This window comes from Solemya pervernicosa gill symbiont (assembly GCF_002020875.1).
In the GTDB taxonomy this organism is placed as follows: domain Bacteria; phylum Pseudomonadota; class Gammaproteobacteria.
This window is the reverse complement of the sequence record NZ_MPRL01000046.1, coordinates 17,347-34,163: the sequence shown is the minus strand read 5'-3', so window position 1 is coordinate 34,163 and position 16,817 is coordinate 17,347. Positions and strand designations below refer to the sequence as shown.

Here is a 16,817-nt window from a genome sequence, read left to right as displayed (position 1 = left end):
AGAGATGGCCGCACCGAAATCGTTGGCTTCAAAAGCGGCCTTGGGCCATGCAGCCATGACGGCACGGGGGGCGAGCAGGCCAGCGCCTACAGCGACACCCACGGTGCCGGCGGCCAGACTGCCCTTGAGAAATGTTCTACGCTGATTATTCATCGTGCTTCTCTCTCCAAAAAGTAAGATATGCGTTGGTGGACCGATAATACTTATATCGCTCTATTTTACTAGCCGGTAACAGCCAGTTGGGTATTGATCAAAGCTGCGATTATACTGCGCACTCCCCATCGAAGTGTTGATTCAGGACAGATGAAAGTGCAAAAACAATCAATATTCAAACGTCTGTGGCCACTCCTCGGCCTGATTATCATTCTGGCCAGCTGTGGTCAGAAGGGTGATCTCTACCTGCCTGATACGACCACCACCCCCAGCAAAGGTTCACATTAGTTCAGGAGCAGCATGGATCATTTCAACTACGTTAGCGGCCGGCTCCAGTGCGAAGCGGTCGATCTTGCAGCTGTGGCAGCCGACTACGGCACCCCCTGTTATGTCTATTCGCGTGCCACCATTGAGCGCCACTACCGCGCCTTCGATAGTGCACTGGGTGATCATGATCACCTGATCTGCTACGCAGTGAAGGCCAACTCTAACCTGGCGGTGTTAAATCTAATGGCTCGCCTCGGTGCCGGTTTCGATATTGTCTCGGTGGGTGAGCTGGAGCGGGTGGTTGCTGCAGGCGGTGATCCGGGTAAGGTGCTCTTCTCCGGGGTTGGCAAGCGGACGGATGAGATGCAGCGCGCGCTGGAGCTCGGTATTCGCTGTTTTAATGTCGAATCAGAGGCGGAGTTGGAGCGACTCAATCGCGTTGCGGCTTCGATGGACAAAATCGCCCCGATCTCTCTGCGGGTCAATCCCGATGTCGACTCCGGTACCCATCCCTATATCTCCACCGGCCTGAAGGAGAACAAGTTCGGTGTCGATATCGAGCGGGCGATGGAGGTCTACCAGCGTGCCGCCGAGATGGCGCATATCGAGGTAACGGGTGTCGATTGTCATATCGGTTCACAGATCACCGAGATAGCCCCCTTCATCGATGCGCTCGACCGTGTATTGGCGCTGGTCGATCGTCTTGCTGAGCTGGGAATCGAGCTACACCATATTGATATCGGCGGTGGACTCGGTATCCGCTACCGTGATGAAGAGCCACCATTGCCCGAGGCCTACGCGGCACCGCTCAAGGCACGCATGGCCGGTCGTCCGCAGTCGTTGATGCTGGAGCCGGGGCGAGCGATTGTTGGTAATGCCGGTGTGCTGCTGACAAGAGTCGAGTATCTGAAGCATAGCGAACATAAGGACTTCACCATCGTTGATGCGGCGATGAACGACATGATGCGCCCAACACTCTACGGTGCCTGGCAGGCGATTGAACCGGTGGTGCCACGAGAGGGTGAGCCACGCAGCTACGATATCGTCGGTCCGATCTGCGAGACCGGTGATTTTCTCGGTAAGGATCGTGCGTTGCTGATTGAAGAGGGTGACCTGTTGGCGGTACGTTCCGCCGGGGCCTACGGATTCACCATGAGCTCCAACTACAATTCTCGACCACGTGCCGCTGAGGTGATGGTCGATGGTGATGAGTATCATCTGATTCGCCGGCGTGAAGAGATGGCGATCCTCTATGCCGGTGAACAGGTATTGCCAAACGATGGTTGATTTTATTAATCCTGAGATGACGGAGATCGCTGCACTGCTGAAACAGGTGAAGCGTATTGCGGTGGTAGGACTCTCGCCGAAGGCAAAGCGCCCCAGCCACCAGGTGGCGGTCTCGCTGCAGCAGTTTGGTTATCAGGTGGTGCCGGTTCGTCCTGCCGTTGACGAGGTGTTGGGTGAGACCGCCTACCCATCGCTCGATGAGGTGCCGGGAGCGATCGATCTGGTCGATGTGTTTCGCGCCCCCGAACATGTAATGCCGATTGTCGAAAAGTGTATTGAGCTCAAGGTCCCCGCTATCTGGCTTCAGGATGGGGTGGTCAATCAGGAGGCGGCACAGCGAGCTGTGGAGGCCGGTATTACGGTGGTGATGGATCGCTGTATCTACCGTGACTATCTGACGCTCTTCCCTGACGAATAACCCGTTCAATTCGTGGCATTCGCCCCGATTTCATCTGTAATGTAATAAATCTCCACCCAGGATGGTCTTGTTATGTATGGGAAGCGCACAGATGCAATTTGATGCCGTGGTCGAAGCACATTCGGCCGACATCTACCGATACGCCTACTGGCTCTGCTGGGACGCTGCGGTAGCCGAGGACCTTGTACAGGAGACCTTCCTGCGCGCCTGGAAGTCGCTGCACAAACTAAAGGATGTGAAAGCGGTCAAGGCGTGGCTGATTACGATCCTGCGACGCGAGTTCCTAAGGGCCAAGGAGAAGTACCGGCTGGAGCTGACAGGTGATTTTGATCTGGCCGAGATGGCGCATGATCGTGGTGAGTACGACACCAGTACCGAGGCGTTTGTACTGCGACGCGCACTGACTGAGTTGGATGAGGCGTATCGAGAGCCGCTGATGCTTCAGGTGTTGATGGGTCACTCCACCAAGGAGATTGCAGAGATTCTAGATCTGACCCAGGCAACCGTATTGACCCGCCTGTTCAGGGCGCGCAAGCAGATGAGAGCACTGCTCGAGGGTGAAGAGAGCAGACCGCTAGAGGAGGTAAAGTGATGAACTGCCTGGATTTTCGTAGAGAGTGCCTGATCGATCCGAACAGTCGCGATACGCAATTTCTGCAGCATCGCGATGCGTGTCCCGCCTGTGCCGCCTACCTTGAACGAGGTGAAGTGGCCGAGGCATCCATGCGTGAAGCCTTTGAGGTGAAGGTTCCTGATGGATTGGCTTCAAGAATTAAGCTGGGGCAGGTGACTAAGGTGCGTCAACGCCAGAGTCAGCAGCGCTGGTATGCAGTGGCCGCAAGTGTGCTGCTGCTGGTCGGTGGGCTGCAGTTTGCCTGGTTCACTCACCAGTTCGACAGCTTTGAACAGTCGGTGCTGGTGGAACTCAACTCCCACTCCGATCTACTGACTCGACAGGTAGCGATGCGTTCCGATGAGATGGCTGGGGAGTTCCGCAAGGCGGGACTGACACTCGAGCAACAGCCCGCCAATCTGCTCGGTGTGCACTACTGCTGGGTGCATGGCGTCTCTGGTCTGCATATGGTCTTCCAGGGCGAACAGGGCCCGGTACGTGTTTTGATCCTTCCCGATCGGCAGCTGGCCGAGCGTAGCGATATCAATGATGGTGAGCAGCGCGGTTATATCTCGCCGGTAGAGCGCGGTGCACTGGTCTTTATGGGGGAGCCGGGTGAATCTCTGCAACTCATTGAGGAGCAGGTGGGGCGTTCGGTTAACTGGTTGTAGTCGCGAGAGGTTTGTTAAGCGGCTGCCTGCCCGCTGCATGAAAGAGCTCTTTCTTAAAGAGAGTGGTTTGCTGTTCTCTACAATCTCTCAAGAGAGGGTGAGCTGCCTCGATACAGTAGTAACCTGTTATGCAGCTTTGGCACAAAATCGCTGATCTTTAGGCTTTTCTTCATAGCCATCGCTCGGTAATCTTGCTGCATGAATCTTAACTTCACCAAAATGCACGGTATCGGCAACGACTTCATCGTCTTTGACGCGATCAACCAGCAGGTCGAACTGACCACCGATCAGGTACGGCTGCTCGCCGACCGTCGTTTTGGTATCGGTTGTGACCAGTTGCTGCTGGTCGAGGCAACCGATAGCCCCAATGTCGATTTCCGCTATCGCATCTACAATGCCGACGGTTCCGAGGTGGAGCAGTGTGGCAACGGTGCGCGCTGCTTTGCTCGCTTTGTCCGCGATAAGGGGCTGACCGATAAAGAGACCATCACCGTTGAAACCGCCTCAGGCACTATTCACCTCACTGTGGATGAGAGCGGCCTGGTGTCGGTCGACATGGGAGTGCCTCATCTAGAACCCGCTGAGATCCCGTTTGAGGCCGAAGCGCAGGCAGTGAGCTATGCGATTGAGGTCGATGAGATGGTGATGGAGTTTGGTGTCGTATCAATGGGTAACCCGCACGCCGTTCTGCGTGTGAGTGAAATCGACCAGGCACCCGTTGAAGAGCTGGGTCCGTTGATCGAATCACATCCGCGTTTTCCGCAGCGTGTGAATGTCGGTTTTATGCAGGTGGTCGCACGAGATCATATCCAGCTAAGGGTCTTTGAGCGTGGTGCTGGTGAGACACTTGCCTGTGGTACCGGTGCCTGTGCGGCAGTAGTGGTCGGGATTCTGCAGGGAGAGCTTGATTCGATGGTGCGCGTCACACTTCCGGGTGGTGAACTTATGATAAGCTGGCCGCAAATGGGAGCGCCGGTAGTGATGATCGGCCCCGCCACCAGGGTGTTCGAGGGTAGCATCGATCTATGAGCATGCAGCAAAACAGTAGCCAGCCACTGGCTGATGTCGAACTGACCGAAGATGAGGTCGTCGACTTTCTCAGTAACAACCCAGAGTTTTTCGAGCAGCATCTGTCGCTGCTTGAGCAGCTTACGATTCCCCATCCCTGTGGCGACGCGGTATCGCTGATTGAGCGCCAGCTCTCGATGTTCCGCGAGCAGAATGGCCAGCTACGCAGCAAGATGATGGATCTAGTGCGGGTGGCACGTGATAACAGCAGTACCCACGAACGTGTACATCGCCTCACCCTGGCACTGCTCGAGGCGACCACTATCGACGAGGTGTTGAACTGCGTACAGGTAAAGTTGCGTGATGAGTTCGCTGCCGATCTAGTCCGTTTCCACCTCTTCATGGAACCGAACGAAAACAGCAGTGATCTGGGTGTTCGTTATATCTCACGTGATGATCAGGAGATGTCGCTGTTTAGTGAGTTCTTCGCCATGCACCGTCCACTCTGTGGTCGCCTGCGCCCCGATCAGGTGCGTTACCTGTTTGGTGACTCGGCCGAGCAGGTCGGCTCGGCGGTGCTGATCCCGCTCAGTGGCGGTGATCGCCTCGGTATGCTCGCCATCGGTAGCTACAGTGAGGAGCGCTTCCACCCCGGTATGGGCACCCTGGTGCTGGGTCAGCTGGGTGAACTGATCAGCTGCGCGATTCTTCGCCATAGTTAATGGTCATGCAGGCGGCTGAAGCAGAGTGGCTTGAGCGCTTTCTCGAACACCTGCAGAGTGAGCGTCGCCTCTCTGCACACACCTCCAACAACTATCAACGCGATCTGCAGAACTTTCTGAACTTCTGCAATGAACGCGAGTTTGAGCAGTGGTCATCACTGCTTGAAGCCGATATCCGTAACTACATTGCCAGTCGTCATCGCAAGGGATTGGCAGGCAGTAGCCTCTCGCGTGAACTCTCCGCACTGAGGTCATTTTATAACTACCTGTTGCGCGAAGAGGTCGTCACGCTCAACCCAGCTCAGGGTGTGCGTGCACCGAAGACACCGCGTAAGCTGCCCAAGACACTCGATGTCGACCAGACTGCGCGACTGCTGCAGATCGATGATGATGATCCACTCGCAGTTCGCGATGCAGCGCTGATGGAGCTGATCTACTCCTCTGGCCTGCGTCTGGCTGAGGTGGTAGGGCTAGATCTGGGCTCTCTTGATCTGCGCGACGCAACAGTAAAGGTAGTCGGTAAGGGCTCCAAGGAGCGCATGGTACCGGTCGGTCGACTGGCACTGCAGGCGGTAGAGAAGTGGCTCAAGGTGCGGGGCAGTCTGGCCAAGGTGGAGGAGACCGCACTGTTTGTCTCCAAACGCGGCAGTAGGATCAGCGACCGTTCGGTGCAGAAGCGACTCAAGGAGTGGGCGGTGAAGCAGGGACTCGACAGTTCACTGCATCCCCACATGTTGCGCCACTCGTTTGCTAGCCACATGCTCGAGTCGAGCAGCGACCTGCGCGCGGTGCAGGAGCTACTTGGCCACGCCGATATCAGTACCACACAGATCTACACCCATCTCGACTTCCAGCACCTCGCCAAGGTCTACGACAAGGCACACCCACGTGCGCGCAAGCGCCGTTAGGCGCTTACTACCTGATATCGCAAGGGTTGTATCCCGCGCATTTGCCCATATCGTGTACAATTACCCGCCCTATTCAGGAGCAGCTCTGTGGAACAGTTTCGCGGTACAACAATCCTCTCGGTAAGACGTGGCGACAAGGTCGTGATCGGCGGTGATGGTCAGGTCTCGCTCGGCAACACGGTGATGAAGGGCAATGCGCGTAAGGTGCGTCGCCTCTTCCACGGTAAGGTGATTGCCGGATTCGCCGGGGGTACCGCCGATGCCTTCACCCTGTTCGAGCGCTTCGAGGGGAAGCTGGAGAAACACCGCGGCAACCTCACCCGCGCCGCCGTAGAGCTGGCCAAGGATTGGCGTACCGATCGTATGTTGCGCCGCCTCGAAGCGATGCTCGCGGTCGCCGATGAGAGCGCCTCACTGATCATCTCCGGTAATGGCGATGTGGTGGAGCCTGAGCACGGCCTGATCGCGATCGGCTCCGGTGGCCCCTTCGCACAGTCGGCCGCACGCGCACTGCTTGAGAGTACCGAACTCGATGCCCGAACCATCGTTGAACGTTCGCTCGGTATTGCCGCCGATATCTGTATCTACACCAACAACAATCTCACCGTCGAAGAGATTGAGCTGAGCTGAGCGGAGAGGAGGAGTAGCTCGTTCTGCACAGCTGTGCTGACGGTTACCTACTGCCCCAATTGCACCCGCACTCCAGATTGAAATAAAGGTTCACGAAATGTCCGAAATGACCCCCCGCGAAATTGTCCAGGAGCTGGATAAACATATCATCGGTCAGGCCGATGCCAAGCGCGCCGTGGCGATTGCGCTGCGCAACCGCTGGCGCCGCAGCCAGCTGCCCGAGGCGCTGCGCGTTGAGATTACACCGAAAAATATTCTCATGATCGGTCCAACCGGTGTCGGTAAGACCGAGATCGCTCGACGTCTGGCACGGCTCGCTAACGCACCGTTTCTCAAGATCGAGGCGACCAAGTTCACCGAGGTGGGTTATGTCGGTCGCGATGTGGAGTCGATCATCCGTGACCTGATGGATATCTCGGTGAAGATGAACCGTGAGCGTGAGATGCAGAAGGTGCGTCATCGTGCTGAAGATGCCGCCGAGGAGCGGGTGCTTGACGTACTGCTGCCGATGCCAAAGACGAGTGGCTTTGATGCTGAGCCTGAATCGACGACAGGTGCCGAGACACGGCAGAAGTTTCGCAAGAAGCTTCGCGAAGGTGAACTCGATGAGCGTGAGATCGAGATCGAGGTGAGCGCACCGGCGGTGGGTGTGGAGATCATGGCCCCTCCCGGTATGGAGGAGATGACCAACCAGCTGCAGGGCATGTTCCAGAACATGGCGGGCAACCAGAAGACCAACCGTCGCAAGCTACGCGTTAAAGATGCGCTGAAGCAGTTGACCGAAGAGGAGGCGGGCAAGCTGGTCAACGAGGAGGAGATCAAACTGCACGCACTGCAGAGTGTCGAGCAGAACGGTATCGTTTTCATCGATGAGATCGACAAGGTGGCCAAGCGTGGCGAGAGCAGCGGTACCGATGTCTCGCGTGAAGGTGTGCAGCGCGATCTACTGCCACTGGTCGAGGGCTCGACCGTCTCCACCAAGTACGGCATGGTGAAAACCGATCATATCCTTTTCATCGCCTCCGGTGCCTTCCACCTCGCCAAACCCTCCGATCTGATTCCAGAGCTGCAGGGGCGTCTGCCGATTCGTGTCGAGCTCGATGCACTGGTCGCTGAAGATTTTGTCCGCATCCTCACCGAACCCGACGCCTCACTGACCGAGCAGTACACGGCATTGATGGGGACCGAGGGGGTTGAACTAGGCTTTACCGAGGATGGTGTGGCCCGTCTCGCTGAGGTGGCGTGGCAGGTGAACGAGAAGACCGAGAATATCGGCGCGCGTCGCCTGCATACCGTGATGGAGCGTCTTACTGAGACGATCTCCTTCGAGGCACCCGATCGCTCCGGCGATAGTTTTACTGTTGATGCTGACTACGTTAATGAGCATCTCTCTGAGCTGGCAGAAGACGAAGATCTGAGCCGCTATATTCTGTAAAGCATTTTCACGTTGTCGGCCACAAAGTCGATGGCGTCGTTAAACCACGAGGTAACTACAATGTCAGATTCACCCAAACCGACCGAGATCAAGCTGCACAAAAAGTCAGCCACACTGGAGATCGGCTTCGATACCGGCGAGAGCTTCACCTATAGCGCCGAGTACCTGCGCACCCACTCACCCTCTGCGGAGGTGCAGGGTCACGGACCGGGCGAAGAGGTGCTGCAGCTGGGCAAGGAGGATGTCACCATCGAGAAGATCGAGATGGTCGGCAACTACGCGCTCTGCCCAACCTTTGATGATAATCATGACTCTGGCCTCTTCGCCTGGGATACACTCTACGATCTCGGCAAGAACTATGAGAGCAACTGGAAGCGCTATCTGGCACGCCTCGAAGAGGCGGGTTACCAGCGCAAAGATCTCAGCAAATAAAGTATTCAGCGTTAACTGGAGTAGGGCATGGCGGATCAAGGCGAGCAGTCGGATACAACGCACTTCGGCTACAAGCAGGTGCCGACTGATGAGAAGGCGAGCCATGTACGCGAGGTCTTCACCTCGGTGGCCGATAAATACGATGTGATGAACGACTTGATGTCGCTCGGCATCCATCGTATCTGGAAGCGCTACACCATCGAACTCAGTGGCGTGAAGCGCGGCCAACGGGTACTCGATCTGGCGGGTGGTACCGGAGATCTCGCCTCCCGTTTCGCCCGCATGGTCGGTCCCGAGGGTGAGGTGGTGCTGGCCGATATCAACGCCGCGATGCTGCGCAATGGTCGCGAGCGGATGATCGATAAGGGCATCGTCGGCAACATTGATTACGCACAGGTCAATGCCGAGTGCCTCCCCTTCCCCGATAACTACTTCGACTGCATCACCATCGCTTTCGGCCTGCGTAACGTCACCGACAAACAGAAGGCACTTGGCTCGATGCAGCGGGTACTCAAGCCGGGCGGCCGACTGCTGGTGCTGGAGTTCTCCAAACCGGTCACACCTGGATTGAAACCGATCTACGATCTCTACTCCTTCAGCCTGCTGCCGCTCATGGGCAAGATCATTGCCAACGACTCGGAGAGCTATCGCTATCTGGCAGAGTCGATCCGCATGCACCCCGACCAGCAGACCCTGCAGGGGATGATGGAGGAGGCGGGTCTGGAACGCTGCGACTACCACAACCTCAGTGGCGGCATCGTTGCGCTGCATCGCGGATTCAAGCTGTGACAGAAACGGGGTCGGTGATCTATGCCGGCTTCCTGCGACGCACCCTGGCGACGCTGATTGACCTCATCCTGCTCGCCCTGTTGGGCAGCCTCCTTCTCTACCTGCTTGATTTGGCAGAGCTACATGCCGTCTCACCGCCGTTCGAACGTGAGTTGATGGAGCTGACGATTAATAGCGTGCTACCGCTGATGTTGTTGACCGGCTTCTGGATGCTACTTCGTGCAACACCCGGCAAGCTGCTCTGTGACTGTCAGGTGGTCAGTGCCAGCACGGGAGAGGGGATCAACGGCAGTCAGACACTGCTGCGTCTGTTCGGCTATCTGCTCAATATTGCCACCCTTGGGCTCGGCTTCCTCTGGTTGCTTTTCGACCGACGAGCGCAGGGGCTGCACGATAAGCTTGCCGGTAGTGTGGTTGTGGTGGAAGATGACGCGCTGATTACGATAGAACAATGGCTGGAGTCATACCGTTGAAGAGTCCCCTAATGCTGCTCTCTACAATTGAGAGCGCTATCAATAACTACATTGCGCTCGATCCGCAGGCTGCAGAGCGCTTTATCGCCCTGGAGGGGCGGGTCGTCGGCATTGAGCTACGAGGACTCGATCTGAAGTTCTACCTGTTGCCAGGTCGCACCTTTCAGGTCGTCGGTGACTATGCGGGCGAGCCCGATGTCTGGATCGTCGGCGCACCGCTGGCGCTGATGCGCCTCACCCTCAGCGACACCAAAGACGGGCTGTTTGGGGGTGATGTAGAGATTAGTGGCGATAGCGACCTGGGTCACCGTTTTCAGCAACTGCTCGAGCGTATCGAGGTCGACTGGGAGGAGCACCTCTCGCATCTTACGGGTGATGTGATCGCCCACCAGCTTGGCAACCTGTTTCGTGGAGCTCTCAAATGGGGTGAGCAGTCGAGCGAGAGTCTGCGTCAGGATCTATCGGAATATCTGCGTGAGGAGCAGCAACTGCTGCCCAATCGTGATGAGGTTGAAGCGTTTATGCAGGGTGTCGATGAGACGCGTATGGCCGTTGAGCGGTTTGAGATGAGATTCAAACGCTTGCGCGAGAGGGTGTCACAGTGATTCGTCCCGCCCAGATCATCCACCTGATGCGTATCAACCGGGTGCTGCTGCGCCACGGCCTCGATGAGATCATTCTCGCCACCCATCTGTTCCGCCCACTGCGCTTTATGCGTCTGGTTTCACCCGGCTACTGGCTGCGCGGTCGCCTCGGTGACAGGGGTGAGCGAATCCGTGAAGCACTCGAGGAGCTGGGGCCGATCTTCGTCAAGTTCGGCCAAATCCTCTCCACTCGCCGCGATCTGCTGCCAGACGATATCGCCGACGAGCTGGCCAAGCTGCAGGATCGTGTACCCCCCTTCCACGGTGGTGATGCGCGCCGCATCGTCGAGAAGGCCTACGGCAAGCCAGTTGAGCAGATCTTCAAACAGTTCTCCGAGGAGCCGCTCGCCTCGGCATCGATCGCACAGGTCCATGCCGCGCAACTCTTCGATGGTAGTGATGTGGTGGTCAAGGTACTGCGCCCCGATATCGAGAAGACCATTCGCTGCGATGTTGCACTGCTCTATACCATCGCCAGGCTGGCGCAACGCTACTGGAGCGATGGCCGGCGACTGCGCCCGGTTGAGGTGATCGAGGAGTTCGAGAAGACCATCCATGATGAGCTCGACCTGGTACGTGAGGCGGGCAACGCCTCGCAACTGCGTCGTAACTTCACTGACATCCCCGATCTCTATATTCCCGAGGTGCACTGGCCGCTTTGTAAGCGCAATGTGATGGTGATGGAGCGTGTCTATGGCACGCCTATTGGTGATATGGCGGCGCTGCGTGCCCAGGGCGTTGATATGAAGCGGCTTGGTGAACTGGGGGTCGAGGTCTTCTTTACCCAGGTCTTCCGCCACAACTTCTTCCACGCTGATATGCACCCCGGCAATATCTTTATCTCCGACGAGGGCAACTACATTGCAGTCGATTTTGGCATTGTCGGTGTACTGAGCGATGTCGATCAACGTTATCTGGCAGAAAACTTTCTCGCCTTCTTCCATCGTGACTACCGCCGCGTTGCAGAGCTGCACGTCGAATCCTCCTGGGTGCCGGAGGGCACGCGGGTCGAGGAGTTTGAGTCGGCGATTCGTAGCGTCTGCGAACCGATCTTTGAGCGCCCGATAAAAGAGATCTCATTTGGCCATCTACTGCTGCGCCTGTTCCAGACAGCACGTCGCTTCGACATGGAGATCCAGCCGCAGCTGGTTCTGTTGCAGAAGACGCTGCTCAATATCGAAGGGTTGGGTCGCTATCTCTACCCCGATCTCGATCTGTGGCAGACCGCCAAGCCATTCCTGGAGCGCTGGATGAGTGAGCAGGTAGGCGCTCGCGCCATGTTCCGCCACGCCAAGGAGAAGGTGCCGGAGTGGACCGAGAAGCTGCCGGAGCTACCGGGACTGATGCACGATGTGCTCGATAAGGCGGCCAGTGGGCGTCTACAGGTAGAGTGGAATAGTAGCGAGCTGAGTCAGCTGCGTCGCGATCTGAAGGTGGCAAACAGACGTACGGTAATGACCCTTATTGGTTCAGCTGCGGTGATCAGTGCCGCAGTGCTGCTAGGCCTTGATGGTTACTCACCGCGCATGGTCTACGATGCGCCACTGCTCAGCTGGGTGCTAGGTGTTGCAGGTATCGCACTCTGGATCTTTGCCTGGCCTGATGATGAGACGTAGTTCCGAATCATGGCTGTTCTTCTGCCACTAATTCACCACTCGATAGCATCTTTACGTTCCCTTAAAGCAGAGAGAATGCTCTGCACTGAAATCATCTACACGCTATTTCCCAGTGAGTCATTCAGGTATGCCGTACCTGCGCTTATTGGTGGTGGAACAGAGTGCCGATGAGGACTAGGATAGGGACATAACAAAAGACAAAACTAGATAAAAACGAAGGGGGGAGCATGGAGTTTCAACTAGAAAAACTGACTAAGCAGAACCGAGAAATCGAAGAGCTCTGTAAGGTACTACTGGTCGTGGTAGAGAGTGAGGCGGCAACCTGTACACAGGTCTCGCGTGAGCTGTTTGAACGTTCGTCGGGGCGCCGTAGGCATAAATGGTCGCGTTAAGTTTTTGCTGTTTGCTTGGGCTTGGATGCCCAAAACAAACTTTCGCAAAAATAGCGACTCCCCGGTTAGTGACAAGGTAATTGCCCATCTCACACTCGAGGATGCGGCGCTCTACTCCAATCTGCTCGATCATGATGATAAGGGTGTCAACGAGATGGCGACGCGTTACCTAAACGGTGCCAGAGAGTTGAAACGTCTCTTTACCAGCTATGAGCGGACCTGGTGCAAACCAGCAGAGAAGAAGAATCGTGACCACGGCAAGTTTGCTGAAGAGACCCGTGAGATCTTCCGTCTGGTGATGGAACGCATCAGCAAAGAGGATCATGAGTTCTTCTCAGCTGTAGCAGCCATTCAAGGTTAACCTGCCTAACTGTTCAATATAGGTTGGTCATAGATAAAAGCCGTGAGCCTCTACCGAGGCCACGGCTTTTTTATGGCCGAACCAAGCTCGCCTCAACCTGATCGCGAGTGGTTTTGTCGCAAAGCTGCTCAATCAGATGCAGAGCGAAATCGAGCGCGGTACCGGGGCCGCGGGAGGTGATGATCTTGCCGTCCTGCACCACCGCGGCGTTACGGTAGTTCATGCCGCTAATCTCCATCTTATCGAGTACACCGGGGTAACTGGTGGCACTGCGACCATCAAGCAGACCGATGTTGGCGAGTACCTTGGGTGCGGCGCAGATGGCGGCGGTGAATTTTCCGCTGTCGGCCATTTTCTTCAGTAGGTCTGCAATGCGTGGGTCGTTGTCGAGGTGGTCGGCACCGGGCAGGCCACCAGGGAGCACCACCATGTCGTAGTCATGCTGAAGGGCCTCATCGAGCGTGGTGTCGGCGATCAGCACCACTCCGCGTGAGGCGGTTATTGGGCCCGCATCAAGACTGGCGGTAGTGACTTCTATTTCGGCACGACGGAGCAGGTCGATCAGGGTGACTGCTTCAAGCTCTTCACAGCCCTGGGCTAGTGGGATAAGGATGCTTGCCATGTGGTTTCTCCTTCGCTTCTCTTTTGCAGTAGCGAGGAGACGGGAACCAGTTCAACACCCAGCTCCGCGAGCTGCGGTAGCATCTCCTCGAGTACGCTAAGTGTAGACCCGTATGGGTGGCCGATGCCGATGGCGCTGCCGTCTCGGTGGGCGCTGCGAATCAGCCGCTTGAACTGGTAGCGAATTTGCTCGGGATCGATATCGTGGTCGAGAAAGACCTTGCGTTCAGCGGTGACGATGCCGTTCTCGCGTGCGATCTGTGGTGCGACGCTTTGGGTGGTGGTGCGGCTGTCGATAAAGAAGAGGTTACCGCTCGTCTTTAGCTCCTCCATCAGCCACTGCATGTGGCCGGGGTGGCGAGTCAGCAGGCTGCCCATGTGGTTATTGACTCCGCTGGCGTGGGGAATCGATTTAAGGCTCTCGCGAATGCTCTGGCGGAAATCGTTCTCGCTCATGTGCAGGGTGAGGGCGCCGGGACCGAGTGGTGCGGGCTGCTCGGACTCCATCGGCAGGTGCAGCATCACCTCTTTACCCATGCAGTTGGCAAACTCTGCCAGACGGCGACTGTAGGGGGTGTGGGGGAGGATGGCGTAGCTGAGCGCGCCGGGCAGCTCAATGGCGCGATTACCGGCCTGTAGCCGATCTCCCATATCATCGATGATGATACTGATACGCGGCCTTTCGGCCGCACTAACCTGTGTCGAGATAAGCAGTAGAGCCGCCAGCAGTAGGCGGGAGAAACCGAGCACGTCTACATTCCGTGAGCGCGCTGGATGGCCATTCCCTTAAGCAGGTTTAGAGCCTCGTAGAGTGGATAGTCCTTGCTGGCAAGGGAGACCTTCTCCTCTTTCTTGTCACTCTCACCGCTCTTCTCGGACTTGTTGCCATTGCCGTTCTGCAGATGACCTGTCAGGTCTGCCTCTTTTACTGAGGTGACGACGGGGCTTTGCGCGGCCTCGACCTTGAGGCGGTCGAGAATGATATCTGGCTCAATGCCCTCGGCCTGAATTGAGCGGCCTGAAGGTGTGAAGTAACGGGCAGTGGTGAGCTTGATGCCAGTCTTGCTGTTCATCGGCAGAATGGTCTGCACAGAGCCCTTTCCGAAGCTCTTGGTACCGACGATCAGGCCACGCTTGTGATCCTGCAGGGCGCCGGCAACGATTTCGGAGGCCGATGCCGATCCACCATTGATCAGTACGACTAAGGGTGCGCCGTCTATCTGGTCACCCGGCTTGGCATTGAAGCGCATCTGTGAGTCATCAATACGCCCCTCGGTGTAGACCACCAGGCCCTTCTCGAGGAAGACATCGGAGACGCCCACGGCGGCATTAAGCACACCACCAGGATTGTTACGCAGATCGAGCACCAGGCCCTTCAGTGGACCATCGTTCTCCTTCTTCAGATCGGAGATCGCCTGCTTCAGGTTGGGGCCGGTCTTGGAGCGGAACTGGGAGACACGTACATAGCCGAAGCCATCCTCAAGCATCCGTTTTTTCACACTCTTCACTTTGATCACGGCGCGCTCAATGGTGATCTTGAGTGGTTTGTCGAGACCGTTGCGGACGATGGTCAGCTCGATGTCGGTCCCTGGCTTGCCGCGCATGACCTTGACCGCGTCGTTGAGGGTCATTCCCTTAACGGGTGCGTCGTCGAGTCGTATCACCAGGTCACCTGCCTGTACGCCGGCGCGTTGTGCCGGGGTGTCGTCGATCGGGGCGACCACCTTAACAAAACCATCCTCCATGGTGACCTCGATACCGAGACCGCCAAACTGGCCGCTGGTGCCGACCTGTAGTTCGGTGAACTCATCCTCGTTGAGGTAGGCAGAGTGGGGATCGAGACCAGAGAGCATGCCGCGAATGGCGTTCTCCAGCAGGGTCTTGTCATCAACCTCTTCAACATAGTCGCTTTTAATCCGGGCGAAGACCTCGGTGAAGGTGCGCAGCTCATCAATCGGCACGGCGGTGCTGGTCGCTTCTCGCTGGGCGAGGACACCGTGGCCAAGGGAGAGGCCGATGCCTACTACGACACCGCTGATGAGGGCAGGAATGTATCTATTCATTATCTGGTCGACTCCAGTGGGTGGGCGTACAGCGTTGGTCCCAGTCCCGAGTTATGGGTATTGGACAGTATAGAGCTGGCGATGTTCTATAACTGACCGATATGCGGCGACATTAGCACAGTTCGACGCCTGTTCGTAACGCTTTGGCTGCCGATTAGCCGGTACGGTTATTACGTACCCGGCGGCACCAGCGAACCGGATTGATCGGTTTGCCCTTGTGACGAATTTCAAAGTAGAGACCGGGCCGGTCCTGACCACCGCTATCACCAACACTGGCGATCGAATCGCCGGTCTCAACCCAGTCGCCGGCCTCTTTAAACAGGCTGCGATTGTGACCGTAGAGTGACATATAACCGCCACCGTGATCGATGATGATTAGCAGACCAAAACCGCGTAACCAGTCGGCATAGGCAACACGCCCCTGTGAGATTGAGTTGACCGTGCTTCCCTCCTTGCTGTCGATCAGTACACCCCGCCAGGTCAGGTTACCAACCGGACGCTGGGTGCCGAAGCGTGCTGCCAAGCGGCCCTTGGTGGGCCAGCTGAGCTTGCCTTTGCGTTTGTTGAAGGGGCGGGTGTCGCGCTCGGGGATGTCGGCCAACGCTTGATCGAGTGCCTTGAGCAGTAGCTCCAGCTGCTTCTCGTTCTTTTTGTAACTGACAAGCTGACGATCGCTACTGGTGATCTCCGCCTTGAGTCGTTTGAGGGTCTCTTTGCGCTCCGCACGCTCAGATTGAAGTGCCAGCTGCTTGCGGTCGGCCTCCTGTTTGAGGCGATCGATCTCAGCCAGGCGTTGAGTAATCTGCTGTTCGACCTGTTGCAGCGCTGTAAGGCTCTCGCGCATGTTCTCAATCTCGCGACTGCGGGCGCGACTGATGTAGTCGTAGTAGACCATCATGCGACCGACGGTGGCAGGCTCCTGCTGGTTGAGCAGCAGTTTGATCTGTCCCTGCTGCCCCATTACATAGGCGGAACGCAGCTGGTGGCGTAGGCGCGTCTGTTGCTGTTGCAGCTGTTGTTGATGGCCGCTGAGCTCCTGTTTGAGCCGTGAGAGTGTTTTCGATTCTCGCTGCTGGCGCCCCTCAATCAGGCGCATGTCACGGGAGATCTGGTCGATAGCGCGTTCGGTCTTGCGCAGTGAGCGAGCCAGTTGGCTCTCCTCACCACGGGCCTTCTGCAGATCTCGGGTGAGGGTGGTGATCTGGCTGCGTAGCTGTTTGAGCGTGTCGGCTTTCTGCTGGCGCTCCTTGGCGCTCTGCGCCATCACAAGGGTGGGCAGCAGCAGGAGGGCCAACAGGGGTAGCCACCGGAGTT

21 protein-coding genes and 1 pseudogene are annotated in these 16,817 nt (G+C 57.0%); 17 read left to right on the top strand and 5 right to left on the bottom strand.

All coding sequences use genetic code 11. The features are described 5' to 3' along the window. Positions 1-153: twin-arginine translocation signal domain-containing protein (locus tag BOW52_RS10910; RefSeq protein WP_135622290.1), on the bottom strand; the 153-nt coding region annotated here is incomplete at its 3' end. A 156-nt stretch (positions 154-309) separates the two neighbouring features. Here BOW52_RS10910 and lptM point away from each other — a divergent pair. From lptM to BOW52_RS10830, 17 genes and pseudogenes are all read left to right on the top strand, one after another. Beyond that, complete coding sequence (lptM, locus tag BOW52_RS10905; protein WP_236725714.1) at positions 310-441, top strand: LPS translocon maturation chaperone LptM; 132 nt, start codon at positions 310-312, stop codon at positions 439-441. Positions 442-453: 12 nt separating this feature from the next. Next, the gene (gene lysA, locus BOW52_RS10900; protein ID WP_078484115.1) at positions 454-1,707 is read left to right on the top strand and encodes a diaminopimelate decarboxylase; all 1,254 of its coding nucleotides are present in this window, start codon (positions 454-456) and stop codon (positions 1,705-1,707) included. Continuing rightward, positions 1,700-2,125 (top strand): CoA-binding protein, encoded by a 426-nt coding sequence (locus tag BOW52_RS10895; RefSeq protein ID WP_078484114.1) that lies wholly within the window; start codon positions 1,700-1,702, stop codon positions 2,123-2,125. Before lysA ends, BOW52_RS10895 begins: the two co-directional genes overlap by 8 nt. A gap of 43 nt (positions 2,126-2,168) precedes the next feature. Further along, positions 2,169-2,717 (top strand): annotated as a pseudogene (locus BOW52_RS10890) (sigma-70 family RNA polymerase sigma factor); the annotation flags it as partial. After that, positions 2,717-3,409 carry a DUF3379 family protein gene (locus tag BOW52_RS10885; RefSeq protein WP_078484112.1) on the top strand — a complete coding sequence of 231 codons (693 nt, stop codon included), beginning with the start codon at positions 2,717-2,719 and terminating at the stop codon, positions 3,407-3,409. The pseudogene BOW52_RS10890 and the gene BOW52_RS10885, both read left to right, overlap by 1 nt. Positions 3,410-3,607: 198 nt before the next feature. Further along, complete coding sequence (gene dapF / locus BOW52_RS10880; protein ID WP_078484111.1) at positions 3,608-4,438, top strand: diaminopimelate epimerase; 831 nt, start codon at positions 3,608-3,610, stop codon at positions 4,436-4,438. Between the two features lie 2 nt (positions 4,439-4,440). Next, entirely contained in the window at positions 4,441-5,139 is a 699-nt protein-coding gene (locus BOW52_RS10875; RefSeq protein ID WP_174672711.1) for a DUF484 family protein, read from the top strand. A gap of 5 nt (positions 5,140-5,144) precedes the next feature. Beyond that, positions 5,145-6,047, top strand: coding sequence for a tyrosine recombinase XerC (xerC, locus tag BOW52_RS10870; RefSeq protein WP_320416271.1), 903 nt, complete (start codon positions 5,145-5,147; stop codon positions 6,045-6,047). An 87-nt stretch (positions 6,048-6,134) separates the two neighbouring features. Continuing rightward, positions 6,135-6,677 (top strand): ATP-dependent protease subunit HslV, encoded by a 543-nt coding sequence (gene hslV / locus BOW52_RS10865; RefSeq protein ID WP_078484108.1) that lies wholly within the window; start codon positions 6,135-6,137, stop codon positions 6,675-6,677. A gap of 97 nt (positions 6,678-6,774) precedes the next feature. Next, positions 6,775-8,112 (top strand): ATP-dependent protease ATPase subunit HslU, encoded by a 1,338-nt coding sequence (hslU, locus tag BOW52_RS10860; protein WP_078484107.1) that lies wholly within the window; start codon positions 6,775-6,777, stop codon positions 8,110-8,112. Between the two features lie 60 nt (positions 8,113-8,172). Continuing rightward, the gene (locus BOW52_RS10855; RefSeq protein ID WP_078484106.1) at positions 8,173-8,544 is read left to right on the top strand and encodes a gamma-butyrobetaine hydroxylase-like domain-containing protein; all 372 of its coding nucleotides are present in this window, start codon (positions 8,173-8,175) and stop codon (positions 8,542-8,544) included. A 27-nt stretch (positions 8,545-8,571) separates the two neighbouring features. Then, a complete protein-coding gene (gene ubiE, locus BOW52_RS10850; protein ID WP_078484105.1) occupies positions 8,572-9,333 on the top strand; it encodes a bifunctional demethylmenaquinone methyltransferase/2-methoxy-6-polyprenyl-1,4-benzoquinol methylase UbiE in 762 nt (253 codons plus the stop codon). Then, positions 9,330-9,806 carry an RDD family protein gene (locus BOW52_RS10845; RefSeq protein ID WP_172840309.1) on the top strand — a complete coding sequence of 159 codons (477 nt, stop codon included), beginning with the start codon at positions 9,330-9,332 and terminating at the stop codon, positions 9,804-9,806. Before ubiE ends, BOW52_RS10845 begins: the two co-directional genes overlap by 4 nt. Beyond that, a complete protein-coding gene (locus BOW52_RS10840; RefSeq protein WP_172840308.1) occupies positions 9,803-10,411 on the top strand; it encodes a ubiquinone biosynthesis accessory factor UbiJ in 609 nt (202 codons plus the stop codon). Before BOW52_RS10845 ends, BOW52_RS10840 begins: the two co-directional genes overlap by 4 nt. Further along, complete coding sequence (gene ubiB / locus BOW52_RS10835; protein ID WP_078484102.1) at positions 10,408-12,066, top strand: ubiquinone biosynthesis regulatory protein kinase UbiB; 1,659 nt, start codon at positions 10,408-10,410, stop codon at positions 12,064-12,066. Before BOW52_RS10840 ends, ubiB begins: the two co-directional genes overlap by 4 nt. Positions 12,067-12,293: 227 nt before the next feature. Continuing rightward, complete coding sequence (locus BOW52_RS17060; protein ID WP_172840307.1) at positions 12,294-12,458, top strand: hypothetical protein; 165 nt, start codon at positions 12,294-12,296, stop codon at positions 12,456-12,458. 25 nt (positions 12,459-12,483) lie between these two features. After that, a complete protein-coding gene (locus BOW52_RS10830) occupies positions 12,484-12,819 on the top strand; it encodes a hypothetical protein (protein ID WP_078484101.1) in 336 nt (111 codons plus the stop codon). A gap of 70 nt (positions 12,820-12,889) precedes the next feature. Here the strand turns inward: BOW52_RS10830 and BOW52_RS10825 are convergent, their stop codons facing one another. The 4 genes from BOW52_RS10825 to BOW52_RS10810 form a co-directional block, all read right to left on the bottom strand. Beyond that, on the bottom strand, positions 12,890-13,441 hold the full coding sequence (locus BOW52_RS10825; RefSeq protein ID WP_078484100.1) for a DJ-1 family glyoxalase III: 552 nt from the start codon (positions 13,439-13,441) through the stop codon (positions 12,890-12,892). Further along, complete coding sequence (locus tag BOW52_RS10820; protein ID WP_078484099.1) at positions 13,417-14,190, bottom strand: divergent polysaccharide deacetylase family protein; 774 nt, start codon at positions 14,188-14,190, stop codon at positions 13,417-13,419. Before BOW52_RS10820 ends, BOW52_RS10825 begins: the two co-directional genes overlap by 25 nt. Before the next feature lie 2 nt (positions 14,191-14,192). Next, positions 14,193-15,503 (bottom strand): S41 family peptidase, encoded by a 1,311-nt coding sequence (locus BOW52_RS10815; protein WP_078484098.1) that lies wholly within the window; start codon positions 15,501-15,503, stop codon positions 14,193-14,195. A gap of 154 nt (positions 15,504-15,657) precedes the next feature. After that, positions 15,658-16,797, bottom strand: a complete 1,140-nt coding sequence (locus tag BOW52_RS10810; RefSeq protein ID WP_174672713.1) for a murein hydrolase activator EnvC family protein — start codon at positions 16,795-16,797, stop codon at positions 15,658-15,660. Positions 16,798-16,817: the final 20 nt, after the last annotated feature.